The organism is Thermoactinomyces sp. FSL K6-2592, assembly GCF_038006465.1.
Taxonomy (GTDB): domain Bacteria; phylum Bacillota; class Bacilli; order Thermoactinomycetales; family Thermoactinomycetaceae; genus Thermoactinomyces; species Thermoactinomyces vulgaris.
Window position 1 is genome coordinate 2092114 of the sequence record NZ_JBBOVH010000001.1, and the last position, 24842, is coordinate 2116955.

General features: G+C 49.0%; 25 protein-coding genes and 2 other annotated features. Of the genes, 8 read left to right on the forward strand and 17 right to left on the reverse strand.

The features are described from left to right. The 4 genes from pheT to NYE37_RS10890 all read right to left on the reverse strand — a co-directional run bounded on the left by pheT (position 1) and on the right by NYE37_RS10890 (position 5331). The gene (pheT, locus tag NYE37_RS10875; RefSeq protein WP_340712023.1) at positions 1-2418 is read right to left on the reverse strand and encodes a phenylalanine--tRNA ligase subunit beta; all 2418 of its coding nucleotides are present in this window, start codon (positions 2416-2418) and stop codon (positions 1-3) included. 17 nt (positions 2419-2435) lie between these two features. Then, positions 2436-3437, reverse strand: a complete 1002-nt coding sequence (gene pheS / locus NYE37_RS10880; protein WP_037993383.1) for a phenylalanine--tRNA ligase subunit alpha — start codon at positions 3435-3437, stop codon at positions 2436-2438. Positions 3438-3543: 106 nt separating this feature from the next. Then, positions 3544-3762, reverse strand: a binding site (T-box leader). 25 nt (positions 3763-3787) lie between these two features. After that, the gene (locus NYE37_RS10885; protein WP_052186612.1) at positions 3788-4624 is read right to left on the reverse strand and encodes a TrmH family RNA methyltransferase; all 837 of its coding nucleotides are present in this window, start codon (positions 4622-4624) and stop codon (positions 3788-3790) included. After that, positions 4621-5331: a potassium channel family protein gene (locus NYE37_RS10890; RefSeq protein WP_049720019.1), complete on the reverse strand. Its 711-nt coding sequence runs from the start codon at positions 5329-5331 to the stop codon at positions 4621-4623. Before NYE37_RS10890 ends, NYE37_RS10885 begins: the two co-directional genes overlap by 4 nt. A 61-nt stretch (positions 5332-5392) precedes the next feature. Here NYE37_RS10890 and sspI point away from each other — a divergent pair, with 61 nt between their 5' ends. Next, positions 5393-5605, forward strand: a complete 213-nt coding sequence (sspI, locus tag NYE37_RS10895) for a small acid-soluble spore protein SspI (protein WP_037993387.1) — start codon at positions 5393-5395, stop codon at positions 5603-5605. A 58-nt stretch (positions 5606-5663) separates the two neighbouring features. Here the strand turns inward: sspI and NYE37_RS10900 are convergent, their stop codons facing one another. The 3 genes from NYE37_RS10900 to NYE37_RS10910 form a co-directional block, all read right to left on the reverse strand. Continuing rightward, complete coding sequence (locus NYE37_RS10900; RefSeq protein ID WP_231564556.1) at positions 5664-5837, reverse strand: hypothetical protein; 174 nt, start codon at positions 5835-5837, stop codon at positions 5664-5666. Between the two features lie 91 nt (positions 5838-5928). Next, complete coding sequence (locus NYE37_RS10905) at positions 5929-6345, reverse strand: disulfide oxidoreductase (RefSeq protein WP_037993390.1); 417 nt, start codon at positions 6343-6345, stop codon at positions 5929-5931. Between the two features lie 3 nt (positions 6346-6348). Then, complete coding sequence (locus NYE37_RS10910) at positions 6349-7053, reverse strand: DsbA family protein (protein WP_082240556.1); 705 nt, start codon at positions 7051-7053, stop codon at positions 6349-6351. 167 nt (positions 7054-7220) lie between these two features. Here NYE37_RS10910 and thiD point away from each other — a divergent pair, with 167 nt between their 5' ends. The 5 genes from thiD to NYE37_RS10935 all read left to right on the forward strand — a co-directional run bounded on the left by thiD (position 7221) and on the right by NYE37_RS10935 (position 11676). Then, positions 7221-8030, forward strand: coding sequence for a bifunctional hydroxymethylpyrimidine kinase/phosphomethylpyrimidine kinase (gene thiD, locus NYE37_RS10915; protein WP_049719799.1), 810 nt, complete (start codon positions 7221-7223; stop codon positions 8028-8030). After that, positions 8027-8662, forward strand: a complete 636-nt coding sequence (gene thiE / locus NYE37_RS10920; protein WP_037993394.1) for a thiamine phosphate synthase — start codon at positions 8027-8029, stop codon at positions 8660-8662. The genes thiD and thiE overlap by 4 nt, the downstream gene beginning before the upstream one ends. Positions 8663-9043: 381 nt before the next feature. Then, positions 9044-9568, forward strand: a complete 525-nt coding sequence (locus NYE37_RS10925) for a matrixin family metalloprotease (RefSeq protein WP_037993397.1) — start codon at positions 9044-9046, stop codon at positions 9566-9568. A gap of 28 nt (positions 9569-9596) precedes the next feature. After that, positions 9597-10277, forward strand: coding sequence for a hypothetical protein (locus tag NYE37_RS10930; RefSeq protein WP_037993398.1), 681 nt, complete (start codon positions 9597-9599; stop codon positions 10275-10277). Positions 10278-10446: 169 nt separating this feature from the next. Continuing rightward, positions 10447-11676, forward strand: coding sequence for a glycoside hydrolase family 10 protein (locus tag NYE37_RS10935; protein ID WP_374057892.1), 1230 nt, complete (start codon positions 10447-10449; stop codon positions 11674-11676). A gap of 55 nt (positions 11677-11731) precedes the next feature. Here the strand turns inward: NYE37_RS10935 and leuB are convergent, their stop codons facing one another. The 6 genes from leuB to ilvD form a co-directional block, all read right to left on the reverse strand. Continuing rightward, entirely contained in the window at positions 11732-12841 is a 1110-nt protein-coding gene (gene leuB / locus NYE37_RS10940; RefSeq protein WP_037993402.1) for a 3-isopropylmalate dehydrogenase, read from the reverse strand. 14 nt (positions 12842-12855) lie between these two features. Next, complete coding sequence (locus NYE37_RS10945) at positions 12856-14406, reverse strand: 2-isopropylmalate synthase (protein ID WP_037993404.1); 1551 nt, start codon at positions 14404-14406, stop codon at positions 12856-12858. 23 nt (positions 14407-14429) lie between these two features. Next, positions 14430-15434, reverse strand: a complete 1005-nt coding sequence (gene ilvC / locus NYE37_RS10950) for a ketol-acid reductoisomerase (RefSeq protein ID WP_062842877.1) — start codon at positions 15432-15434, stop codon at positions 14430-14432. Positions 15435-15452: 18 nt separating this feature from the next. Further along, positions 15453-15956 (reverse strand): acetolactate synthase small subunit, encoded by a 504-nt coding sequence (gene ilvN / locus NYE37_RS10955; RefSeq protein ID WP_037993408.1) that lies wholly within the window; start codon positions 15954-15956, stop codon positions 15453-15455. Then, positions 15953-17758, reverse strand: a complete 1806-nt coding sequence (ilvB, locus tag NYE37_RS10960; protein WP_082240557.1) for a biosynthetic-type acetolactate synthase large subunit — start codon at positions 17756-17758, stop codon at positions 15953-15955. The genes ilvN and ilvB overlap by 4 nt, the downstream gene beginning before the upstream one ends. Before the next feature lie 522 nt (positions 17759-18280). Continuing rightward, complete coding sequence (ilvD, locus tag NYE37_RS10965; RefSeq protein ID WP_340712024.1) at positions 18281-19951, reverse strand: dihydroxy-acid dehydratase; 1671 nt, start codon at positions 19949-19951, stop codon at positions 18281-18283. Positions 19952-20143: 192 nt separating this feature from the next. Between ilvD and NYE37_RS10970 the strand changes: the two genes are divergently transcribed. Then, positions 20144-20554, forward strand: coding sequence for a MarR family winged helix-turn-helix transcriptional regulator (locus NYE37_RS10970; protein WP_165489704.1), 411 nt, complete (start codon positions 20144-20146; stop codon positions 20552-20554). A 42-nt stretch (positions 20555-20596) separates the two neighbouring features. Here NYE37_RS10970 and rplT read toward each other — a convergent pair whose 3' ends face one another. Genes rplT through infC form a run of 3 tightly spaced genes read right to left on the reverse strand, consistent with a single transcriptional unit; the run spans position 20597 to position 21726 of the window. Further along, on the reverse strand, positions 20597-20950 hold the full coding sequence (gene rplT / locus NYE37_RS10975; RefSeq protein ID WP_037993413.1) for a 50S ribosomal protein L20: 354 nt from the start codon (positions 20948-20950) through the stop codon (positions 20597-20599). A 38-nt stretch (positions 20951-20988) separates the two neighbouring features. After that, complete coding sequence (rpmI, locus tag NYE37_RS10980) at positions 20989-21186, reverse strand: 50S ribosomal protein L35 (RefSeq protein ID WP_037993415.1); 198 nt, start codon at positions 21184-21186, stop codon at positions 20989-20991. Positions 21187-21201: 15 nt separating this feature from the next. Beyond that, complete coding sequence (gene infC / locus NYE37_RS10985; RefSeq protein ID WP_181732024.1) at positions 21202-21726, reverse strand: translation initiation factor IF-3; 525 nt, start codon at positions 21724-21726, stop codon at positions 21202-21204. Positions 21727-21742: 16 nt separating this feature from the next. Then, positions 21743-21872 (reverse strand) — a sequence feature (ribosomal protein L20 leader region). Positions 21873-22080: 208 nt separating this feature from the next. On the opposite strand from infC, the gene NYE37_RS10990 reads away from it, so the two are divergent. Continuing rightward, on the forward strand, positions 22081-22629 hold the full coding sequence (locus NYE37_RS10990) for a DUF420 domain-containing protein (RefSeq protein WP_037993416.1): 549 nt from the start codon (positions 22081-22083) through the stop codon (positions 22627-22629). 40 nt (positions 22630-22669) lie between these two features. Here NYE37_RS10990 and thrS read toward each other — a convergent pair whose 3' ends face one another. After that, positions 22670-24577 (reverse strand): threonine--tRNA ligase, encoded by a 1908-nt coding sequence (thrS, locus tag NYE37_RS10995; RefSeq protein WP_175413204.1) that lies wholly within the window; start codon positions 24575-24577, stop codon positions 22670-22672. Positions 24578-24842: the final 265 nt, after the last annotated feature.

Consider the following 24842-nt stretch of genomic DNA (forward strand, 5'->3'; position numbering starts at 1 on the left):
TCATTGTCTGAGCTGTGCGCCAAATTGCTCGGTCAGATAATGGACAATTCGCTCATGGATTTGATGAACTTCTTCATCGGTCAAGGTCCGTTCATTCGTCCGGAAAACCAAAGAATACGCCACACTTTTTTTACCTTCCCCAATCTGCTCCCCGGTAAACACATCAAACAGGGTTACAGATTCAAGCAATTCTCCGGCCACTTTCCGGATCCCTGCTTCGATCCGGCCGGCCGGCACATTTTCATCCACCGTCACGGCCAGGTCACGGGTTACGGCCGGATAGCGGGGAATCGGTTCATAAATCACTTGCAGATCCTTTTTAAGAAGTTTTTCAAGATCCAGCTGGAGCACAACCGGTTCACTTAAATCATATTCCTTGGACAATTTCGGATGCAGTTGCCCCAATACGCCGATCACTTCATCCTCCACCACACACAGTGCGGTCCGTCCCGGGTGGAATCCGTTCAAATCGGCCGCTTGATACTCGGCATCCCGCACTCCGAACCGTTCCAATACGCTTTCCAAAATTCCTTTCAGTTCATAAAAATTCTGCGCATCCACTTGCGGGGTTTTCCAGATGGACGCGGCTTTCGGCCCGGCAATGAGCGCGGTCAGTTGCAGCCGTTCTTCCGGCAAATCGGTCAATGTTTCTTCTTGCGTCAAATAAACTTTCCCCACTTCAAACAGTTGAACCCGTTCATTTCCACGATGGACGTTGTATGCCGCCACTTTGATCAATTGGGGCAACAATGTCGTCCTCAGCACCGCATGTTCCTTACTCATCGGCATGGCCACACGGATGGGTTGAAGATCATACAACGAAGCGATTTCCTGCTCGGCCTCATCCGATGTCAAACTGTAAGTCACCACTTCGTTTAACCCGAGTTCCCGCAACATATGCCGGGCATCGCGGCGCAGTTTTTGTTCCTTTGTCAGGGCGCCCGGCAATTGCTGGCCCCAGGGCAATGTCGCGGGAATCCGGTCATAGCCGTACAATCGGGCCACTTCTTCGACCAAATCCACTTCCATCATGAGATCGGGCCGCCGCGTCGGAATTTGCACCTGGTAAACATCGTTTTCAAATGCAGCCGGCAATCTCAGCCGACGGAAGATGTCCATGACTTCATCCGGACTGATTTGCACGCCCAACAAATTGACAAGTCGTTCATGGCGCAGGGAAATAGTGACTTCTTCAACATCTCCCGCCTTATGCACAGACGCATCCGAAGAAACGACCCCTCCGCAAAGTTGGCGCAACAATTGTACCGCCCGGTAAAGCGCGGGAAGAATTTGTTCCGGATCCACCCCTTTTTCGAAACGGGTGCTCGCTTCCGACCGGAGCCCCAGATTTTTGGAAGTTTGGCGGACGGTCAGCGGGTTGAAGAACGCAGCCTCCAGCAATACGGTTTTGGTTTCTTTCGTTACCTCCGAAGAAGCTCCCCCCATCACGCCCGCAACCGCCAGCGGCTCTTGTCCGTCCGTCACCAACAACATTTCGGGGTCACATTCACGCTCCACATCGTCCAACGTCACAATCTTTTCCCCATCGTTGGCGCGACGGACCAGGATTTGGCCGTTTGCGATTTTGTCAAAATCAAAAGCATGCAAAGGCTGTCCCGTCTCCAACATCACATAGTTGGTAATGTCGACAATGTTATTGATCGGCCGGATCCCGGCGGAAATCAAGCGGTTTTGCATCCATTGCGGGGAGGGTCCCACTTCCAGATTGCCCACCACTTGCGCGGCATAAAAAGGACAGTCCTCAACAGATTCTACGACAACTTCCACCCCGGTTCCTGCTTCGCTCGGAACTTGTTCGGAGATGACCGGCAGGCGCAATTCCCGGTCAAAAATCGCCGCCACTTCATGGGCCACTCCCCACATTCCCAAACAATCGGAACGGTTCGGGGTCAACTGCAATTCAATCACTTGGTCATCCATGCTCAAGTATTCTTTAATATCCATCCCGACCGGAGCATCCGGTTCCAATACAAAAATCCCTTCGGTTTGCTCCTTCATCAGCACTTTGTCGGGAAATCCCAGTTCTTTGGCCGAGCAAATCATCCCGTGCGATTCCACGCCGCGCAGTTTGGCTTTTTTAATATGGACTCCGCCCGGCAGTTTGGCACCGATCAAAGCAACCGGAACCCGTTGGCCTGCCGCCACGTTTTTGGCCCCGCAAACAATTTGCAACAGTTGCCCTTTCCCCACATTCACCGTGCAAATATTCAACCGGTCTGCTTCCGGATGGGGCTCCACCGCCAACACTTCACCGACAACCACGCCGTTTACTCCCGGATCCCGGGTGTAAATGACTTCCACCTCAATCCCGGTCCGGTTCATCTCCTCCGCGATATCTTCCGGCGAAATTCCTTCCAGGTCAACATATTGAGACAACCATTCATAAGATACTAACATCCTTCCAATTCACCTCTTCAGACGTTCTTAAATTGCCGCAAAAAACGCAAATCGTTGTTGTAGAAATGGCGAATGTCGTCAATGTCATATTTCAACATCGCAATCCGTTCCACACCGATCCCAAACGCAAAGCCGGAATAACGTTCCGGATTGTAACCCGCTTTTTCCAGCACGTAGGGATGAACCATTCCGGCCCCCAAAATTTCAACCCACCCTTTTTCAGGATGATAAATGTCCACTTCGACACTCGGTTCGGTGAACGGGAAGTAGCTGGGACGCAAACGGATCTCGGTTTCCTCGCCAAACATTTTCTCGATAATGGTCAACAGCACGCCGTTTAATTCGCTCATGGACACCCCGCTGTCCACCACAAGCCCCTCTATTTGCGTAAACTGATGCGAATGCGTGGCATCGTCGTCATCGCGCCGGTACACCTTTCCAGGAGCAATAATCCGCACCGGAACCCGTCCTTCTTTTTCCAAAAGGGTTCGAACCTGTACCGCGGATGTATGGGTCCGAAGCAGAATTTCCGGAGTGATGTAAAAAGAGTCCTGCATGTCCCGGGCCGGATGCCCTTTCGGCAAGTTCAACATTTCAAAGTTAAATTGATCAGTTTCCACTTCAGGGCCCTCCGCAATTTCAAAGCCCATTCCGACAAAAATGTCTTCCATTTGTTCAATGATCAGTTGCAAAGGATGCAACGTCCCCGGTTCGGGTTTGATCCCGGGCAAAGAAACATCAATCACTTCCCGGTTGATTTGTTCCTGAAGAACCGCTTCTTCCAATTCTTTCTCTTTTCCCGCAATCAACTCTTCCAGATATCCACGGACTTCATTGGCCATGCTTCCAATCACCGGACGCTCTTCGGGGGGAAGATCTTTCATGCCCCGGAGCACTCCGGTCAATTCGCCCTTTTTTCCGAGATACCTCACTTTCAATTCACGTAATTCATCCAAGCTTTGCGCCTGATGAATGACCGAAGTCGCCTCTTCTTTCAAGACTTCCAATCGCTCACGCATTGTTCGATCTCCTTTCGGTAAAAACTGTCGTCAATGGCACCACAAATGGTATCAAATGAAAAGATAAAATAGAAAATTATTCCATAAACAAAAAAGACCTCACGCCCAAAGGGACGAGAGATCCGCGGTACCACCCTTTTTTGAGAAGGAAACATCCTTCTCCGCTTCTTTGCAATAACGGTCATCAACCGGTCCCCCCTACTCCATCGTTCAGGGGTCAGCTCCGGAGTGAATTTCAACAGCCGGTTCCTTAGAAATGCTTTCAGTCACGGCATTTCCTCCCTGAAAGGTCGTACTGCCTACTTGTCTCCTTCACAGCCGTTTATGGATATGATTTTTCTGCGGAAAAATTATTTTATATTATAATCGAACTCTCCATTTCCCCGCAAGGAGCCTTCGCGAATTCGTTCATACATGAGTAAAGCGCCGGTGACGGAAACATTCAGTGATTCCGTTCCGCCGGGCATGGGGATGGTCACATGGTCATCCACAAATTCCTCCAAGCGGCGATCCACCCCCCGCCCTTCATTTCCCAACAAGATGGCAACCCGGGACGGAAACGGATAATGAAAATAAGAGCGGGTTGCATGCGGAGAAGCGTTCACAACCGTCACGTTCCGATCCTTTAAAACGGGGATGACCGCACTTAAATCTTCCTGCCATAACGGCACTTTGAAAATGGCCCCCATCGAAGCCCGGATCACTTTGCCATTGAAAGGATCCACGGTCCCTTTGCCCAAAAAGATCCCGTCCATGCCCGTTGCTTTGGCAGTCCGGATCAATGTGCCCAAGTTTCCCGGATCCTGAATGGAATCCAAAAGCAAGAAAGTGTTCCCGCCTTTGGTTTGTTTCCACACTTCATCCAGCGACCAACGGGGGCAACGGACCACCGCCATGATTCCCTGGGGAGTCGTGGTCTCTGCCAGCTGTTGAAACAAAGACGAAGGCAATTCAAACACCGGAACATTCTCAGGGATCTTTTTCAACCAATCTGCCGTTTTGTCCTTCGCAGCTTCGGAAAAAATCACGGCTTGAAAAGCCATTTTTGCCCGCAACGCTTCTTCAAGCAAATGTTCCCCTTCGATCAGTAATGCGTCTTGCTGCTTTCTTCCTTTTTTGGTTTTCAGCTTTTTCCATTGTTTCCACTGTCGGTTTTCCGAAGATGTAATCCGTTCCATCTTTTTCATTTGGCATGCTCCTGTAATTTTTGCAAATCTTTGTTGTGTCCGATCACGACCAGAACGTCTCCTTCATGAATCGCATCGGTGGCCGAAGGCGCAATGTTAAAGGTGTTTCCCTTTTTGATGGCCATCACGTTGCAACCAAACCGGGCCCGGATATCCAATTCTTGCAACGTCTTCCCGGAAAAAAAGTCCCGGGCGATAATTTCAATGATGCTGTAGTCATTGGATAACTCAATATAATCCAGGATATTCGGGGAGATTAAACTGTGCACCACCCGAACGCCCATGTCTCTCTCCGGAAAGACCACCCGGTCGGCCCCGATTTTGTCCAACACCTTCCAATGCAATTCGTTGATGGCTTTGACCACCACCTGTTTACAGCCGATTTCTTTGAGCAGCAAAGTCGTTAAGATGCTTGACTGAATATCGTTTCCAATGGCCACGATGACCACGTCAAAATTGCGAATCCCCAAGGATTTGAGTGCATTTTCATCGGTGGTGTCCGCCTCGACGGCATGGGTGACGATTTGCGACATCTCTTGGACACGGGAAGCATCTTTATCGATGGCCAAAACTTCGTATCCCATCTCGTGCAAAGTGCGCGCCATCGTCCCTCCAAACCTCCCCAGCCCGATGACAGCAAAAGTTTTGATTTCCAATCGTTTGTCCACCTCTTTCTCCCATAAAAGCTGGCGCCGCAACTTTTTCATCCATTGTTGGATAATGTTCCATAATCCGCACAATCTATATTCAAAAAGGAGGATTATACACATGAATTTTGACATCCGTGGTGCAGTGATTCACAACATTCATAACATGAATGAAGAAGAACTGCAAGAATTGGTTGTTGACTCCATTCAACAACGTGAAGAAAAGTTGCTTCCGGGTCTGGGGGTTTTATTTGAAGTCATCTGGAAAAACAGCACGGAAGAAGAACGCCAGGAAATGATTGAAACCCTGCGTGAATCCCTTTCCAAACAATAATGCCCCAAAATAAAAAAAGCCTGTTCTTTAAAAAAAGAGCAGGCTTCTGCATTGTTCCTCACCAGAAGAAACCGCCGCCATATCCGCCGAATCCGCCAAAACCGCCGAATCCGTAGAATCCCCAAAAGCAAACAAAGAGGATGAACAGAATCACCAGGATCGCGATCAAAAACCACTTCGATCCCAAACCGTCATAGTGATCGTAGGGACCACTCGCCAATTTCCGTTTCATAGGCTGTCTCCTTTCATTTGCCTATCTCTCACTACTTTATGTATCAAAAGACAGGAAAGAAATGGACAAATCCCTAAAAAAACAGCCTAATTTACTCAAAATGGTTCCGTGCCCCCCACAGGAACCCGGTGATGAGCAGAAAAGCCACCAAGGCCAAAAATGGAATGGTGACGAAACCAAACCAATTGATATACATTTGCTCACAGGGAACGCCAACCCGACAAGCAGCAACTTCGGAGAGAAACGGAACTTTTTGTTTGAGATAATGGAAAAGCGAAATGCCCGCCCCCAATACGGTAAGCGGCAACACATAAGGAATGATGCCCCGGTCATTCCGGTAGGAGGCAATGCCGAGAAGGATCACCAGCGGATACATCAAAATCCGTTGCACCCAACACAACGTACAGGGAATAAATCCCAATATTTCACTGAAATAGAGGCTTCCCAATGTCGCGATGAGTGAAACGAGCCAAGCAAAATAAATCCCGTACGTTCTCACCAGACGCATCCTTCACTTCTCCTTGTTTGCCAGCTCGCTGTCGATCATTTTTTTGAGGGCTTCATAATCCAGTGCATTTTCCACTTTTTTTCCGTTGACGAAAACCGCCGGCACCGATTCAATGTTTAATTTTTTTGCTTTGTTGTTGTCTGCCGTCACTTCATTTAAATACGTTTTGTTATCCAAGTCTTCCCGCACTTTTTTTGCATCCACTTCGGGAATGTTTTGTTCAATCAATTGTTCCAAAAAGTCCGGAGTGGCCCATTTCACGGATTCATCTTTCTGATGGTTGTAAATGGCGTCATAAAACTTCCAATAAGCTGCGGGATCTTGTTGATAGACGGCTTCTCCGGCCATTCCCGCTGTGATCGAATCTTCCCCGATAAACTGGTAATTGGTGAAATACATCTGCACTTTGCCGGTATCGATATATTCTTTTTTCAATTTGGGATAAACGGTGTCATGAAACACTTTGCACACCGGGCACTTATAATCGCCAAACTCCATCAACTTGACAGGGGCATTGTCATCGCCAATCGCCGGCTGGCCGTCGTATTCAACCGGAAGCACACGGGCCGTCTCTTCGCCGGGATTATCCTTCCCCGCGAAAGAATTGATGATGGCAAAAACACCCAATCCGATAAAAACAACCAAAACCGTCACCATGGTAATGGTGCTCATCCGGGTCTTTTTCTTTTTTTTATGCGCATTGGCCATAAATCAAGTCACCTCCCTCATCGATTTTACAATAAAAAGAAAGAAAGTTCATTCCGTTTTCTTGGACGGGCAACCCTCCCTCTTTCCGGCAGGTTTTGCAGCTTTATTCTTTTGTTTCCCTTGTGTTACAATGCGATGGGAAAGATCAGGACAGAAGGAGAAGCACCATGAAACAGATTGCACGCGCACTCACCATCGCCGGCTCCGACAGCGGCGGGGGCGCCGGAATTCAAGCAGATTTAAAAACATTTCAAGAGCTTTATGTATTTGGGATGAGCTCAATTACGGCCATCACAGCCCAAAACACCCTCGGGGTTCAAAAGGTGGGTGTGGTGGATCCCGATCTGGTTGCCAAACAGATCGACTCCGTTGTCACAGACCTCGGAGTGGATGCAGCCAAGACTGGCATGCTCGCCAATGCGGAAATCATCGAAGTGGTTGCGGCCAAAGTCAAAGAACACCAAATCGGTCCCTTGGTCATCGACCCCGTGATGGTTTCCACCAGCGGACACCAACTGCTCACCGAAGACGCCCGGGTGGCGATGAAGAAAAAATTATTGCCGCTGGCAACCCTTGTCACTCCCAATTTGCATGAAGCGGAAATTCTTGCAGGCCAACGGATCACCGGCTGGGAAGACCGGAAACAAGCAGCCCGGAAATTGGTGGATGAAGGCGCCAAAGCAGTGATCATCAAGGGTGGACACGGCAAAGAAGAAGAGGCGATCGATTTGTTGTATGACGGAAAAGACTTTGTCTCCTTTTCATCGCCTCGCTTCAAGACCAATAACACCCATGGAACGGGTTGCACCTTTTCGGCAGCCATCACCGCTTATTTGGCAAAAGGAGAGTCTTTGCATGAAGCCGTCCGTCAAGCCAAGAATTTTATCACTGCTGCAGTCGGAAATCCTTTGATGCTCGGAAAAGGAAACGGCCCAACCAACCACTTTGCACACCGCCTGAAGGAGGAATACCAATGAAATGGTCTGGCGACGTTCTGTCGGTTTATTTCATCATGGGCAGCCAGGATTGCTCCGGCCGTTCACCGGAAAGCATTCTGGAGGAGGCTATTCAAGGCGGCATCACTTGCTTTCAGTTCCGGGAAAAACATCCGGATCTTCACATGCACCAAGTCGTGGATTTGGGATTTCGCCTGCGCGCCATTTGCCAAAAACACCAAATTCCTTTTATTGTTAATGACCGTGTCGATTTGGCCCTCATCCTGGAAGCGGACGGAGTGCACATCGGCCAGGAAGACCTGCCTGCTTTCCATGTCAGAAAGTTGATCGGCAAAGAGCGGATTCTCGGGGTTTCCGCCAAAACCGAAACCGAAGCACTGGAAGCTGTACAAAACGGAGCCGATTATATCGGCGTCGGGCCCATGTTTGCCACAAAAAGCAAATCCGATGCCGGACATCCCGTCGGGCCTGAAACGATTACCCGCATCCGCCGTGTCGTCGGGAAAACCTTTCCCATTGTGGGAATCGGCGGCATTAACCGGCAAAATGCGCGGCAGGTCCGGGAAGCAGGAGCAGACGGGGTCGCCGTCATCTCCGCCATTGCACAAAGCCGGTCACCCCAACAGGCCGCGGAAGACTTGAAAAACGGATAAACCAACAATATTAAAAAAACACAAGATATTATTCTTATATTTCTAAAAATTATATTTACACATATAATAATATTATTATATAATTGGGTAGAGAACGCTCAAATCTCTTCCAATCTCACTTCCACTTTCCGTGAAGGAGGTGCGCCAATGCCTTCGCTCATCCTCTCGAAATGCGACAAATGCGGAACTCCGGATTGCAAATGCCCGGATTGCGACTGTAAAAAATAACAAATCCTCCCATGGCCAGTCCTTCAGGGCTGGGTTTTCTTTTAATAGAAATACTTTTGATAAAAAATACATGCGTTAGACAAAAATATAAAAGTATTATAACTTAGTAGATGATTACAGCAGCTGGGCATTCCACATTAGGAGGGAAACAAGTTGAAAAAGAAAGCACTCATTCTCTTCCTCATCACCCCTTTATGTGTGTGGATATTTCCTTCCATGACTTTCGCATACAGCTTTACGGGTGACAAATTATGTGATTATTATTATGTATACTATCGCTGGGGCGGACACATCACGAATGAACATCAGGAAGCTTCCAAAAAAGCGATTCAAAGCTGGAATGAAGCACAGGACAAACGCCGTTTTGTGCAAGGCGATTCCTCCGCAACCGGAGTGGTCGATTCTTATTACTCCAGCACAGATGGTTATTTTGGCTATTCTTACTGGCAAACCGGCGTGGGTTCCTGCATCAATTCCTGGGTGGCAAAAATGAATACATACTATGAGTCCAATAACGACTCCCAATTTGGGCAAAGCGTCCTGGGCCATGAAATCGGGCACATTCTCGGTTTGGCGCATACCAATTGGACATCCCTGATGAATACGGAACGTGACCGGTTTCATACATATACCCCGCAGACCGACGACATCAACGGGGTAAACAATTTATATGAGTGAAACTTCCTGGCTTAAAGGAGGATTTTCATTGAAGTGGAAAAAAATCTCTTTTCTGTTTACAACCGTCTTTCTTCTCTTGGCTGCCGGCTGTATGCCCGGTGACAAAAAAGAAGAAGTGAACATGGGCATGCATGTCGATTTGGCTATGGCAAACAATTTGCCGGCCATGATTGATCAAGCCCCCGTCATCGTCCTCGGCGAGTACAAGGGAATGGACCGGGTGGAAAACGGGGCACGGAATCCGAAAAATCCGGCACTCCCTTCCGAAAACACCTATCATGAAGTGCAAGTGTACAAATTTCAAGTCGATCGGGTGCTCAAAGGAAAACTGGAGCAAAAGAACATCGAAGTCGGCATTGCCCACAAGCTTCAACTGCAAACCAATGATGACCAAAAAATTGAAATCATCCATCCTCTTTACACCCAACCGGAGAATAACCAAAAATACATTTTATTTCTGAATCACCCGGACACGTACACCCGGTACCACACGTTTCGGTTTACACCGCATTCCATTAAATTGGACAAAAAAAATATTGCCCATTTGGTCATGCCTTCCATGAAACTGCAAAAACAACGAGTGGAAACGCAAGATCAAATCTTCCATATCAACATTGACGGTTTTCCGTCCGATTATCATGATCAAATCACAGGTAAACCTTTATCTTCCCTCTTTGATTTGATCCGTTTGGAATCAAACCCGAAATAAATAAGCACCCTGAGGGCAAAAAGGCTTATTGGATTGATTTTGGACAAGCGAACGTGACACTCGCTTGTTTTTTTTATTTTGTCTTTCAGAGATTTCAAGACGAGACGTCGAAATATTTTGATATAATAAATTTGCGAAACATTATCAAACAATTGAGAGGAGATGGATTGTGAAGCGATTGGTTCTGTTATTGCTTTCATCTTTGATGATCGCTTTCACATGGTATCCGATGGCTGAAGCCCGCACTTCCAGTCAAAGTGAATTCCGGGGGGTTTGGATCGCCAGTGTCACAAACATCGACTGGCCGTCCAATCCATATCTGAGTGCGGAAGAACAAAAGAACGAGTTCATCACGATTCTGGAAGAGTCCAAAAAAATGGGGTTAAACGCGGTGGTGGTGCAAATCCGTCCGACAGCGGACGCTTTTTATCCCTCCCAATGGAATCCGTGGTCAAAATATCTGACCGGGGAACAAGGAAAATCCCCCGGCTATGACCCGCTGGCCTTTATGATTGAAGAGGCCCATGCACGAAATCTGGAGTTTCATGCCTGGTTCAATCCCTACCGGGTGAGCATGGACACCCGACTGGATCAACTGGTTCCGGATCACCCGGCGCGAAAAAACCCGAATTGGGTGGTTTCTTACGGGGGAAAACTTTGGTTCGATCCGGGTATCCCCGCTGTCCAAGATCATATTGTGGACAGCATCATGGAAGTGGTCCGCAATTATGACATTGATGCCGTTCATTTCGATGATTATTTTTACCCGTATCCTGTGCAAGGACAAGACTTCCCGGATGATGAAACCTACCAAACTTACGGACAAAATTTTCCGGACAAAGGAGACTGGCGGCGGCATAATGTCAACACCCTCGTCCAGCGCGTCAGCCAGGCCATCAAAAGCGAAAAACCGGGTGTGAAGTTCGGCATCTCTCCGTTTGGCATCTGGAAAAACAAATCAAGTGATCCGACCGGCTCCGACACGAACGGATCCGAAAGCTATTTCACGGTTTATGCCGATTCGCGCACATGGATCCGGCAAGGATGGCTTGATTACATCGCCCCGCAAATTTACTGGAACATCGGCCATCCGGCCGCCGACTATGCCAAGTTGCTTGCATGGTGGTCCGGTGAAGTGGCGGGAAGAAACACTCATTTATATATTGGACATGCCGCCTACAAGATCGGCAATGATAACGAAGCCTGGGACAACCCGGAAGAAATCCCCAACCAGATCAAAATGATCCGGCAAAACGCGTTTGCAAAAGGAAGCATTTTTTTCAGTTACAAAGACTTAAATGCCAATCGTCTCGGCATCAAGGACCGCCTGGCAAACGATCTGTACCGGGAACCAGCCGGGATCCCGTCCATGCCCTGGTTGGACAGCACATCGAAATGATTTAAATTCCATTCAAAAAAGCCGGCAATGCCGGCTTTTTTCACTTTCATCTTCTTTAATTCGCTTGGGACAACACCGGAGAACACCGCTTCAGTTCTTCCACGACCAAATCTCCAAATTCCTCCGTATCCACCGCCATCGTATCCGGTTTTGCCAAATCCGGCGTCAGGTACCCGTTAGCAAGAACCGTTCGCACGGCCTGCTCCACTGCCTCAGCCGCTTGGTGGAAACCAAATGAAAATTTCAACATCAATGCAGCAGACAATATCGTCGCCGCCGGATTGGCCACTCCCTGTCCGGCAATGTCGGGGGCGGAACCATGAACCGGTTCATACAAACCAAAGGAATCTTCACCCAGGCTGGCCGACGGCAACAAACCGATGGAACCGGAAAGAATGGCGGATTCATCACTTAAAATATCGCCAAACATGTTTTCAGTCACCAGCACATCAAAAGAAGACGGGCGCAGAATTAATTGCATGGCGCAATTGTCCACCAGCATGTGTTCCAAGGTGACATCCGGGTATTCTTCCGCCACTTTTTCGGTCACCTCCCGCCATAACCGGGAACTTTCCAACACATTGGCTTTATCCACGGATGTCACTTTTTTCCCCCGCTTTCTGGCAATTTCAAATGCTTGCCGTACAATTCGTTCAATTTCGTATTCATGATACACCAGCAGGTCAGTGGCCACTTCGCCCTGTAACGTTTGCGAACGGGTCTTCTCTCCAAAATAAATGCCGCCGGTCAATTCGCGAACCACAATGAGATCCACGTCTTTCACCACATCGAACCGCAAAGAGGAATTTGTGTTTAATCCTTCAAACGCCATGACCGGACGCAAATTGGAAAACAAACCGAGTTCTTTTCTCAGTGCCAGCAAAGCCTTTTCCGGACGCAGTTCAGCCGGATACCGGTCCCATTGGGGTCCCCCGACCGCCCCGAGCAAAACCGCATCTGATGCTTTGCATAATTGCAACGTTTCATCGGGGAGGGGAGTGCCCACCCGGTCGATGGCCGTCCCCCCCACCAAGCTGTATTGAAATTCAAAGGCGCAACCATACATCCGTTCCACTTGATACAAAACCTTCACAGCCTCTTCCACAATCTCCGGACCGATTCCGTCTCCCGGCAATACAGCCACTTTTTTCTTTGCTCCGCTCATCTCTGTCCACTCCTTTATACTGTCGTCACTGCTGTTTTCTCGGCAGGATAATCTCCTTTGCGACGAATCAGACGGTTGATCGCATCCAGGTACGCCCGGGCACTGGCCTCCAGCACGTCTGTGCTCACACCTCTGCCTCTGACATAAAGCTCGCCTTGTCTCAACTGAACACTCACTTCACCCAGCGCATCTTTTCCTTGCGTCACTGAATGGATCCGATAATCCTCCAAAGACACTCTCTCCTGTGCAACCCGGTCAATGGCTTTAAAGATGGCATCCACCGACCCGTTCCCGCAGGCCGCTTCAAAGAAGGTTTTGCCATCACTTTCTCTTTTGATCTTAATGCTTGCCGTCGGAAGAGACGGATTGCCGCAGGTGACCTGCAATGATTCCATCACATAAAAGTCCTGTGCATGCACCAGTTTTTCTTCCACCAATGCAATCAAATCATCATCGGTGATTTCTTTTTTGCGGTCGGCCAACTCTTTAAAGCGTTCAAACAACGGATTGACTTGCTCCTCTTTCAGCTCAAACCCCAATTCCACCATCTTCGTTTTGAAGGCATGGCGGCCGGAATGTTTGCCCAACACCAGACGGCTTTCATTTAACCCGACGCTTTCCGGAGTCATGATTTCATAAGTTTCGCGGTGTTTCAGCATGCCATCCTGATGAATGCCCGACTCATGGGCAAACGCATTGGTTCCCACCACCGCTTTGTTTCCCGGAACCGGCATGCCGGTCAATTTGCTTACCATCCGGCTGGTGCGGTGAATTTCTTTTAAATTGAGTGTCGTTTGCACGCGGTAATAATCTTCTCTTGTTTTCACAGCCATGGCGATTTCCTCCAAAGCTGCATTTCCCGCCCTTTCACCGATCCCGTTGATGGTGCATTCCACTTGGGACACACCGGCCTCAATCGCTGCCAGACTGTTGGCCACCGCCATCCCCAAATCATCATGGCAGTGCGCGCTCAACCGCACTTGATCCACCCGCGGCACCCGGTTGATCACTTCGCGGAACATATCCGCATATTCTTGCGGCGTCAGATAACCGACCGTGTCCGGCAGGTTAATCACCGTGGCCCCGGCTGAGATGGCAGTGTCAACCACTTCGCACAAAAAGTCGATTTCGGTTCTTCCCGCATCTTCTGCCGAGAACTCAATCTGTGAAAAATACTTTTTTGCATAGGTGATCGCTTCACGGATCCTGGTTTTCACCTGTTCTTTATCCATCTGCAACTTGTATTCCCGATGGATTGGAGAGGTTGCCAGAAATAGATGGAGATATGGGGATTCCGCCGCTTGTAACGCTTCCTTTGCAAAGTCGATGTCCCTTTTCACCGCCCGGGACAAACTGCAGACAGACGCATTTTTCACCACTTGTGCCACTTCTTTGACAGCATTCAGATCTCCTTTGGAGGAAGCGGCAAATCCGGCTTCAATCACATTCACCCCTAACTTTTCCAACTGAATCGCAATCTCCACTTTCTCCCGGGTGCTCAAATTGACACCCGGTGACTGTTCTCCATCGCGCAATGTCGTGTCAAAAATCATGACTGTACGCATACCCGCTTCCTCTCCTTTAAACTCTATTGTTTCACAGGCTCAGCTTTCGTCCAGACCATCAACTTTCTCAACTGACTCCCCACTTGCTCAATCGGATGCTCTTTCCCGGCTCTTCTCAACTCTGCAAACTCTTTTCGTCCATTCTCGTTCTCTTGGATCCACCGGCGGGCAAAGGTACCGTCTTGAATTTCTTTTAAAATTTCTTTCATGGCTTCCCGGCTGGGTTCTGCAACCACCCGTTTTCCGCTGACATAATCGCCGAACTCAGCCGTGTCACTGACCGAGTAGCGCATCTGGCTCAAGCCGCCTTCATACATCAAATCGACAATCAATTTCAATTCATGCAAACATTCGAAATAGGCGATTTCCGGTTGGTATCCGGCTTCCACCAGGGTTTCGAACCCGCTTTGGACCAGGCGGCTGACCCCGCCGCACAAAACGGCTTGTTCCCCGAACAGGTCGGTTTCGGTTTCTTCCTTGAAGGTGGTTTCAATCACGCCGGCTTTGGTGGAACCGATGCCTTTACAGTAAGCCAAGGCCATGTCTTTGGCTCTTCCGCTTGCATCCTGATAAACCGCGATCAGGGACGGAACACCAAATCCTTCTTCAAAAACTCTTCTTAACAGATGGCCCGGCGATTTGGGGGCAACCAGGATGACATCCACCTTTTCGGGCGGAACAATTTGTTTAAAATGAATATTGAATCCGTGTGAGAACATCAATACATTTCCCGGTTGCAAATAAGGGGCAATCTGTTCTTCATACACCTTTTTCTGAAGCTCGTCGGGAATCAGCACTTGCACAACATCGGCACGTTTGACGGCTTCATCCACCTCCAGCACTTCAAATCCGTCCGCGGCCGCCTGTTCCCAAGATTTCCCCTTCCGGAGTCCGATCACCACGTTCACTCCGCTGTCCCGCAAGTTTTGTGCCTGGGCATGCCCTTGGCTTCCGTATCCAATCACCGCAACCGTTTTCCCTTGCAACAAAGACAAATCCGCATCTTGCTCATAATACATTTTCGCCATTGTTCCATTCCTCCTTAATTAAAGTGAAACCATTTTGTTTTCAGACACACTGCCTCTGGAAATCGCCGTCACTCCGGTTCGGGCCACTTCCTGAATCCCGTAGGGACGAAGCAGTTCAATCATGGCTTCCAGTTTGAGCGGGTCACCCGTCACCTGGATCACCAGCGATTTTTGACCGACATCCACGATGTTTGCCCGAAAGGGTTCGATCACTCCGGTGATCTCGGCTCTGACCGACGGCGGTGCCGCCACCTTGATCAGGAGAAGCTCCCGTTCAACCGACTGGTCTTTTTCCAACTGTTCCACCTGGATCACGTCGATCAATTTGTTTAATTGTTTTGAAATTTGCGCGATGGTCGACGGGTTTCCCCTGGTGACGATCACCATGCGGGAGTAGGCCGGATTCTCAGTCTCCCCCACACTGATGCTTTCAATGTTGAAGTTCCTCTGCCCGATCATACTGGCCACCCGCGCCAAGACCCTGGGTTGATTGTTGACCAACACGGATAAAACTCTTCTCATCTCAACTCATCTCCCATCACCATCTCATCCAGACTCGATCCCGGAGCCACCATCGGATAAACATTTTCATCCGGTTCGACCCAGAAATCGACCAACGCCGGTCCGGGATGATTCAGGGCCTCATTCCAGGCGGAGACGGCTTCTTCCCTGTTTTTAGCCCGCCAGGCCTTGACTCCGTAGGCATCCGCCAGTTTGACAAAATCCGGACCGCCTGAAAGATCAACGTCACAATAACGTTGCTCATAAAACACTTCCTGCCATTGCCGGACCATCCCCAAACACTGGTTGTTGATGATGGCGATTTTCACCGGAAGATTCAAAAGAGGAAGAAGCGCCAGTTCTTGGGCGGTCATTTGAAATCCCCCGTCCCCTGTCACGGCGATCACCGGGCGGTCCGGCACTCCCAATTGGGCCCCGATGGCTGCCGGAAAACCGAATCCCATCGTGCCAAGACCGCCGGAACTTAACAGCGAGCGGGGATGGTGGAACCGGTAAAACTGTGCGACCCACATTTGGTGTTGTCCCACATCCGTGGTTATGATCGCTTCCCCTTTGGTCGAGCGGTAGATTTCTTCAATCACCCACTGGGGCTTTAATGAACAGCCGTCGTCGCGGTAAGTTAACGGATATTCTTTCTTCCAAAAATCCAACTTCTCCATCCACGCTTTTGAATTGCTCCGCGGCACGTTTCGGTTCACCTTTTGCAAAACGGTTTTGACATCTCCGACCAGCGGGATCCAAGTCTCCACATTTTTTCCGATCTCCGCCGGATCGATGTCGATATGCACGATTTTGGCCCGTTTTGCAAATGTGTCGATGCGCCCCATGGTGACCCGGTCATCAAAACGGACGCCGATGCCGATCAGCAAATCACACTCCAACAAAGCGTGATTGGCGGTGTACGTTCCATGCATCCCCGGCATCCCCAGCCAATACGGATGGGTGCCGGGAAATCCCCCGATTCCCATCAAGGTTGTGGTCACCGGGATCTCCGATTGCTCGGCTAACTCCCTCAGCTCGTCGGCCGCACCGGATGTGACCACGCCTCCTCCTGCCAAAATCAATGGTTTTTCGGCTTTGGAAATGGCGTCGTAAAGTTGTTCAATCCGGGCTTGCTCAGGCTCTTCCGGAATTTTTAACCCGGGGATGTGGACTTCTTCCGGATAGGAAAGCGTTGTTTTCGCATTGGAAACATCCTTCGGAATGTCAATCAACACCGGTCCGGGACGCCCCGTTGTGGCAATTTTGAACGCCTCTTTCACAATCCTCGGCAACTGGGAAACATCCCGGACCAAATAGTTATGCTTGGTGATCGGCATCGTGATTCCCGTGATGTCTGCTTCTTGGAAAGCATCCGTCCCCAGCAAATCCTGGGCCACATTCCCTGTGATACAAACCAAAGGGACGGAATCCATCATGGCTGTTGCAATGCCTGTGACAAGGTTGGTTGCTCCCGGTCCCGAAGTGGCAATGACCACCCCGGGCTTTCCGGTTGCTCGCGCGTATCCGTCCGCGGCATGAATGGCTCCTTGCTCGTGGCGAGCGAGCAGATGTTGAACTTTTTCGTGATATAACGTGTCATAGATCGGCAGTACTGCTCCGCCCGGATAACCGAATATCACCTCTACTCCTTCCCGGATCAAACTGCGAAGCAAAATCTCGGATCCAGTCAGTTCCTCCCTCTTCTCTGCTTCTGACTCAACTGCCTCCGTCGTTCTGGTTTCCACTTGGGGAGCCAACGCTTGTTCCTCCTTTTCGGATGTAAATAAAAAAACCCGATTCACCCCACACGACAAGTGCATGCCGTCATTGGGACGAATCAGGTTCGTGGTACCACCCAATTTTACCGACTTTTCGCAAAGCCGGTCTCAATGGGTACAGACAAAACACCATGGCCTGTACCCTGTCGATAACGGGACAACCGGGAATGTACTACTCGATGCAAGCACATTGCATCTTTGGCCACCCGACTCCGAGGTGAGAGAATCATAAGCTCATGGTTCCGGTCTCAGCAAAATCCGGACTCTCTGTAACGCACTCGCTTATGTTCATTCCTCTTCATCGTCTCAATATACTGAATTATCAGGCTTGTTGTTGTTTTAAAACAGCCGCTTGAAAAACGGCAGAAATTTAGGAGACATCAGCGGTGAAGTTTTTTAAGAATTACAATTTCGACTATTTAGATGCTATTATAATCACCCTCTTCACAGGGTGTCAACCGGTTTTTCCGGGAAAATTCATTACAAATTTGTAATCGTTTGCAAATTTTTTAAATAAGTTGAATCACCTCTTTTTTCAGAAAGTGATTCAACCGTTAAAAATTCCTATACTTTTTTTAAAACAGCCCCGGTATTGGCGGAAGTCACCATATGGGCGTAACGTCTTAAAAAACGTCCCTCCACTTCGATGGAAGGTGCTTTCCATGCCGCTTTCCTTTTTTTCATCTCCTCATCGGAAACCAAAAGCTGAAGCGTTCCCTTATCCAAATCGATTTCAATTTCGTCTCCCGGCTCGACCCATCCAATGGGGCCTCCTTCTGCCGCCTCGGGAGAAATATGACCGATGCAAATTCCCCTCGTCGCCCCGGAAAAACGGCCGTCGGTGATCAACGCCACCTCTTTTCCGAGCCCCATTCCCATGATGGCGGAAGTCGGCGACAACATTTCCGGCATTCCCGGGCCGCCTTTGGGGCCTTCATACCGGATGACGACAACATGTCCGGACTTCACTTTTCCCATGGCAATTCCGGCAATGGCCGAATCCTGGGAATCAAACACAATGGCTTTTCCCTTAAACCGGCGAATCGAAGGATCCACCGCCCCGGTTTTAATCACTGCACCGTCGGGGGCGAGGTTCCCGTATAAAATCTGCAGTCCTCCCGTTTCACTGTATGGCTTGTCAACCGATTTGATGACCGCGCGGTCTTTCACTTCCGTTTCTGCAATATTTTCACCCAGTGTTTTCAAGGTCACCGTCGGTCGATCCAGATTCAGCAACCCCCCGATTTTACTCAACTCATGGAGAATGGCCGAAATGCCTCCCGCCCGGTCCACATCTTCCATGTGCCAATTTCCCGCCGGGCTGACTTTACATAAGTATGGGACTTTTTTCGAAAGTTCATTGATGGACTTCAGTGGATAATCGATTCCTGCTTCGTATGCAATCGCCATGGTGTGAAGAATCGTATTGGTGGAACCTCCCATGGCCATATCCAACACCAGTGCATTATCCACCGATTCCTTGGTAACAATATCCCGCGGCTTCAGGTCCGCTTCGATTAAACGGAGAATTTGGCGGGCCGCTTTTCTCGCCAATTCATTTCGTTCCTCCGTACCGGCAAGGATGCTTCCGTTTCCCGGCAAAGCCAATCCCAGTGCTTCCGCCAGACAGTTCATCGAATTGGCCGTAAACATACCGGAACAAGACCCGCAGCTTGGACACCCAAACTGTTCCAACGTTTGCAATTCCCGTTCGTCCATTTTCCCGGCGTGATAAGCCCCTACTCCTTCAAAAACCGAAACCAGATCCACTTTTTCTCCCTGCGGTGTCACCCCGGCCCGCATCGGTCCGCCGCTGACGAAAATGGTCGGGATATTCACCCTCAAAGCCCCCATCATCATGCCGGGCGTAATTTTGTCACAATTGGGAATACAAATAAGCCCGTCAAACCAATGGGCCAACGCCACCGTCTCCACCGAATCGGCAATGATCTCCCGGCTGGGCAACGAATAGCGCATGCCGATATGCCCCATGGCAATACCATCGTCCACACCGATCGCATTAAATTCAAAAGGAACTCCGCCCGCCTCCCGGACGGCTTCTTTCACCACTTCGGCAAATCTATTTAAATGCATATGCCCCGGAATGATTTCAACAAATGAATTGCATATGCCGATAAAAGGCTTGTCAAAATCTTCATCTTTCAATCCGGCTGCCCGCAACAATGCGCGGTGCGGCGCCCGGTCGATCCCTTTTTTAATTTTGTCACTTCGCATTGTTCTCCCCCTTTTTTGATTTTTCATATCAGTTTATAACAAAACGGGACGGATGTCACGACTAAAAAAGGGACCAAAAAACAAAAACAACAGAAATTTATGTTGTAAAATTGAAAGAGAATGGTTTATAATCATGACTAATATTTCACTTCATAAAACAAAATGGGGAATCCCATGAAGGAGAAAGTGATGTTGGACAGAATTGAAATGTCAATGGAATTGGAACAAGTGTTTCGCCTCATTTTACGACAAATCCGTAAAGATTTAACGGAAATTTGGGGAGATCAAATTAACGGGGCTGAATTCGGCGTGCTCAAAAAGCTCCATAAAAGCCCTCAAATCATCACAGCACTGGCCCAGGAATTTGATGTGTCCGTCAGCCACATCACCCATGTGGCGGATCAGTTGGAGAAAAAAAATCTGGTGTACCGGCAACGGTCGCAATTGGACAAACGCGTGGTCGAACTTCACCTGACGGATCAAGGCAAGGAGATGATTCAAAAACTTGCCGACCAAAAATCAGAATACTTTCGGAAAAAGTTTGAAAACTTGTCCACGGAAGAGTTGAAAACCTTGCTTTCCCTGTTGCATAAAGTCATTTAAAAAAACCCCCGGCATCCGGGGGTTTCTCCATCGATCAGTCCGTTATTTTGCGTTTTTGGCAACATTAACCAATTCAGCAAACGCTTTTTGGTCTGTCACGGCCAATTCCGCAAGAACTTTTCGGTTGATGTCCACGCCTGCCACTTTCAGGCCATGGATAAATTTGTTATAAGAAATGCCGTTCATGCGTGCGGCCGCATTAATGCGTGTAATCCACAATTTACGGAAGTCACGCTTACGTTGACGGCGGTCACGGTATGCATACATCAACGATTTCATGACTTGTTGTTTTGCCGTACGGAACAACGCATGTTTGGAACCAAAATAACCTCTAGCCAATTTCAGTACCTTTTTGCGACGTGCACGCGTCACGGTACCACCTTTCACTCTTGCCACAATAAATCCCTCCTGAAGTCTCTTTCTTTAGGCGTTTCTTACAGATAGGAAATCAACTGTCTGATCCGTTTTTCATCACCGGAGTGCATGATTGCACTTTTACGCAATTTGCGTTTGCGCTTCGGGCTTTTTGCCTCAAACAAGTGGCTTGTATACGCATGGGAGCGTTTCACTTTGCCGGTTCCGGTTTTCTTAAAGCGCTTTGCCGCAGCTTTTTTGGTTTTCATTTTTGGCATAACATTGTCCTCCTTCTACTGTTTCGGTGCTAAAATCATGATCATCTGACGGCCTTCCAATTTCGGAGCCCGTTCGATTTCCGAAAGGTCTTCCACTTCCTTTGCCATCCGGTCCAAAATACTGCGTCCCAATTCCTGGTGAGTGATTTCCCGGCCGCGGAATCGAATGGTCAACTTCACTTTGTTTCCTTTTTTAAGGAATTTTTTCACATTGCTTAATTTGGTTTTGATGTCGTTCTCTTCAATCGTCGGGCTGAGGCGCACCTCTTTGATTTGAATCGTTTTTTGATTCTTGCGTGCTTCTTTTTCGCGTTTGCTTTGTTCGTAACGGTACTTTCCGTAATCCATGATACGGCAAACCGGCGGTTTTGCCTGCGGGGCAACATTCACGAGATCGAGATTGGCTTCTTGTGCAAGCTGCAAAGCCTCACGGATGGGTTTGATTCCCAATTGCGTACCGTCAACACCGATCAGGCGAACTTCCCGAGCACGAATCGACTCATTGACTTGGTGCTGATGTTCCTTGCTGATACCTGCCACCTCCGGAAAAAAATTGAAAAATAAAAAAGTGTAAGCGCAGAAAACGCCCACACTTTGCTTCCAATATCCAACAGGAAAATCAGTTGCATCAGAACCTGCCAACTCCGCGTTGACCAGGTGAGAAGCGGGCGCTTCTTCTTGCATGACAAAAATATACTATCACAGAAATAAAACCCGTGTCAAACGTGACGCACGATTTCAAAACGGCCACTTTGAATATATTCTTTTCTCCGGGATCCGTCAAACGGAAAATAAAGGGAAAAGTTTTGTCCGTTTTGTCACCTTTTTTACAGGAGTTTGTCAGTAAAAAAATGTATACTGAAGTTGAGTTCATTGCAATGAAAGGGTGAAACCATGGCTGACCAAACCAGGCAAATTCCGGCGGACGAAAAGAAGACCACAGCATGGATCGTCGCATTGACCATCATCATCAATGCCATCATCGTCGTCCTCTTTTTCATGCCGAAATACCAAGGGTTCGATCATGTGGATTTAACGTTTTTGCCCATGTTAAACGCGATTTTCAACAGCTTTACGACGGTGTTCCTCATTACCGCATTATATTTCATCAAGAAAAAAAATATACGCATGCACCGTCGTTTTATCTTTGCCGCCTTTGGTTCGACTGCTCTTTTTTTGATCACTTATCTGGTTTATCATTCGTTGGCGCCTTCCACTTCTTACGGCGGCGAAGGGTGGATCAAAATCATATATTACTTCATCTTGATCACCCATATCGTTCTGGCCGCCCCCACCGTGTTTCTGGCCCTTTTCACGATGGTTCGCGGCCTGAAGATGCAGGTGGAAAGGCACCGGAAAATCGCACGCTGGACCATGCCGATTTGGCTGTATGTCAGCATCACCGGCGTGCTGGTGTATTTGATGATTTCCCCTTATTATTAAAAAAAGCACCCCTTCACCAAACGGGGTGCTTTTTTCATTGTCATTTTTTCTCTTTGATTTCGGACACCAATTGTTCTATCACTTCATCCAGCAGCTTGGCCCCGAGGTCTCCTTCGGTCCGCTTCCGGACAGCCACGGCGTCGGCATTCATTTCTTTTTCACCGATCACCAGCATGTAGGGAACTTTTTGCACCTGGGCTTCCCGGATTTTATAACCCACTTTTTCATCACGGCCGTCCAGTTCCGCGCGAATTCCCGCATCCCGTAACCGGGCCGTCACTTGTTCAGCGTAGTCATTGAACGCGCGGGAAATCGGAATCACCTTGGCTTGAACCGGAGCCAGCCATAACGGGAAAGCACCGCCATAGTGCTCGACCAATATCCCGATAAAGCGGTCAATTGATCCGTAAATGGCTCGGTGAATCACCACCGGGCGATGCCGCTCATTGTCTTCCCCGACATAGGAGAGATCAAATTTCTCGGGCATTTGGAAATCCAATTGGATGGTGGCGCATTGATGGCTCCGCTTCAAAGCATCCCGGATATGGAAATCGATCTTCGGACCGTAAAACGCACCGTCCCCCTCATTGATCCGGTATTTGATGCCGGACTTATCCAACACGTTCTGCAGCGCGGATTCGGCTTTTTCCCACAGTTCGTCCGAACCCATTGAATCTTCGGGACGGGTGGAAAGCTCGATGGAATAGGGGAAACCAAAAGTGCTGTAAATCTGATCCACCAGTTGAAGCGCGGCGGTCACTTCTTCTTCGATCTGATCCGGCCGCACAAAGATATGTGCATCATCCTGGGTGAAAGTCCGGACCCGGAGCATGCCGTTTAAGGCTCCCGACAACTCGTGGCGATGCACTTGCCCGAATTCAGCCAGGCGAAGCGGCAAATCCCGGTATGAGCGGATATCATGTTTAAATATCAGCATATGTCCGGGACAGTTCATCGGTTTGACGGCAAAAGCGGATTCATCCACATTGGTGAAGTACATGTTTTCCTTGTAATGGTCCCAGTGTCCCGATTGTTCCCACAAGCGCTGGTTCATGATGAGCGGAGTGCGGACTTCTTTGTAACCGGCTTTGATTTGCAAATCACGCGAGTATTGTTCCAATTCATTGCGCAAAATCATCCCGTTCGGCAAATAAAACGGCATGCCGGGGGCTTCCTCCGAGAACATGTATAAGCCGAGTTCTCTTCCCAGTTTCCGGTGATCCCGCTTTTTCGCTTCTTCCAGGAAGTTCAGATGTTCCTCCAACTGGGATTGTTTCGGCCAGGCCGTCCCGTAAATCCTCTGCAACATCTGGTTGTCCGAATCCCCGCGCCAATAAGCTCCGGCAATGCTTAATAATTTAAACGCTTTAATCTTTCCGGTGGACGGCAAATGGGGACCGCGGCACAGATCAAAAAACTCGCCTTGATGATACATGGTGATCACTGCATCTTCCGGCAGGTCACGAATGATCTCCAATTTCAGATGATCCCCGGTTTCTTCATAAATCCGGATGGCTTCCTCCCGGGAAACGACTTTTCGCTCAATCGGCAAATTTTCTTTGACGATTTTTCTCATCTCTTCTTCGATCTTGGGCAGGTCCTCCGGCGTCAAACGAACCGGCAAATCCACGTCATAATAAAATCCGTCTTCAATCACCGGGCCGATCCCCAGTTTCACATCCGGATACAATCGTTTCAACGCCTGCGCCATCAAGTGAGCGGTGCTGTGGCGGTAAACTTCCAAGCCTTCCTCATCTTCCAAAGTCAGAACTTGGATTTCGGCACCGTCCGGCACTTCTCTGGACAAATCCACCACTTGGCCGTTGATTTTGCCGGCAACAGCCTTTTTGGACAAGCTCCGGCTGATGGAGTCGGCAATCTCCCCAACCGTGACGGACGATTCATACTCACGAACGGAACCGTCCGGGAATTTGACACTGATGCTCATTTCCATCTCTCCTTTTTTCATCTTCAATAAAAAAAGCCCCTCCCATAAAGGGACGAGCTGGTCGTCGCGGTTCCACCCTTTTTCAACCTGAAACAGCCGGACCAGGCTGTTCAAGGTTCTCTCATCTCAATAACGGCGAGTCCCGGCAACAATTACTGGCATCCAAGATGCGTTCCTTGTTGCAGCTCTGAGGTGGTAAGCATTTTCCGATTGGGTTATGGAGGCTTCCAGCCGCTGACCCCCACTCTCTGAAACCGTCGGAGAT

Excerpts from the sequence above, each read along its gene's own strand:
- leuB (WP_037993402.1), bottom strand. The coding sequence starts at position 12,841 with ATGAGCGGAGCAAAGAAAAAAGTGGCTGTATTGCCGGGAGACGGAATC.
- NYE37_RS10890 (WP_049720019.1), bottom strand. The coding sequence starts at position 5,331 with ATGAAAAAGTTGCGGCGCCAGCTTTTATGGGAGAAAGAGGTGGACAAA.
- NYE37_RS10905 (WP_037993390.1), bottom strand. The coding sequence starts at position 6,345 with ATGCGTCTGGTGAGAACGTACGGGATTTATTTTGCTTGGCTCGTTTCA.
- sspI (WP_037993387.1), top strand. The coding sequence starts at position 5,393 with ATGAATTTTGACATCCGTGGTGCAGTGATTCACAACATTCATAACATG.
- thiE (WP_037993394.1), top strand. The coding sequence starts at position 8,027 with ATGAAATGGTCTGGCGACGTTCTGTCGGTTTATTTCATCATGGGCAGC.
- NYE37_RS10900 (WP_231564556.1), bottom strand. The coding sequence starts at position 5,837 with ATGAAACGGAAATTGGCGAGTGGTCCCTACGATCACTATGACGGTTTG.
- NYE37_RS10885 (WP_052186612.1), bottom strand. The coding sequence starts at position 4,624 with ATGAAAAAGATGGAACGGATTACATCTTCGGAAAACCGACAGTGGAAA.
- ilvD (WP_340712024.1), bottom strand. The coding sequence starts at position 19,951 with ATGCGAAGTGACAAAATTAAAAAAGGGATCGACCGGGCGCCGCACCGC.
- ilvB (WP_082240557.1), bottom strand. The coding sequence starts at position 17,758 with ATGCACTTGTCGTGTGGGGTGAATCGGGTTTTTTTATTTACATCCGAA.
- NYE37_RS10945 (WP_037993404.1), bottom strand. The coding sequence starts at position 14,406 with ATGCGTACAGTCATGATTTTTGACACGACATTGCGCGATGGAGAACAG.
- pheS (WP_037993383.1), bottom strand. The coding sequence starts at position 3,437 with ATGCGTGAGCGATTGGAAGTCTTGAAAGAAGAGGCGACTTCGGTCATT.
- ilvC (WP_062842877.1), bottom strand. The coding sequence starts at position 15,434 with ATGGCGAAAATGTATTATGAGCAAGATGCGGATTTGTCTTTGTTGCAA.
- NYE37_RS10990 (WP_037993416.1), top strand. The coding sequence starts at position 22,081 with ATGGCTGACCAAACCAGGCAAATTCCGGCGGACGAAAAGAAGACCACA.
- thiD (WP_049719799.1), top strand. The coding sequence starts at position 7,221 with ATGAAACAGATTGCACGCGCACTCACCATCGCCGGCTCCGACAGCGGC.
- rpmI (WP_037993415.1), bottom strand. The coding sequence starts at position 21,186 with ATGCCAAAAATGAAAACCAAAAAAGCTGCGGCAAAGCGCTTTAAGAAA.
- pheT (WP_340712023.1), bottom strand. The coding sequence starts at position 2,418 with ATGTTAGTATCTTATGAATGGTTGTCTCAATATGTTGACCTGGAAGGA.
- ilvN (WP_037993408.1), bottom strand. The coding sequence starts at position 15,956 with ATGAGAAGAGTTTTATCCGTGTTGGTCAACAATCAACCCAGGGTCTTG.
- NYE37_RS10910 (WP_082240556.1), bottom strand. The coding sequence starts at position 7,053 with ATGGCCAATGCGCATAAAAAAAAGAAAAAGACCCGGATGAGCACCATT.
- thrS (WP_175413204.1), bottom strand. The coding sequence starts at position 24,577 with ATGAGCATCAGTGTCAAATTCCCGGACGGTTCCGTTCGTGAGTATGAA.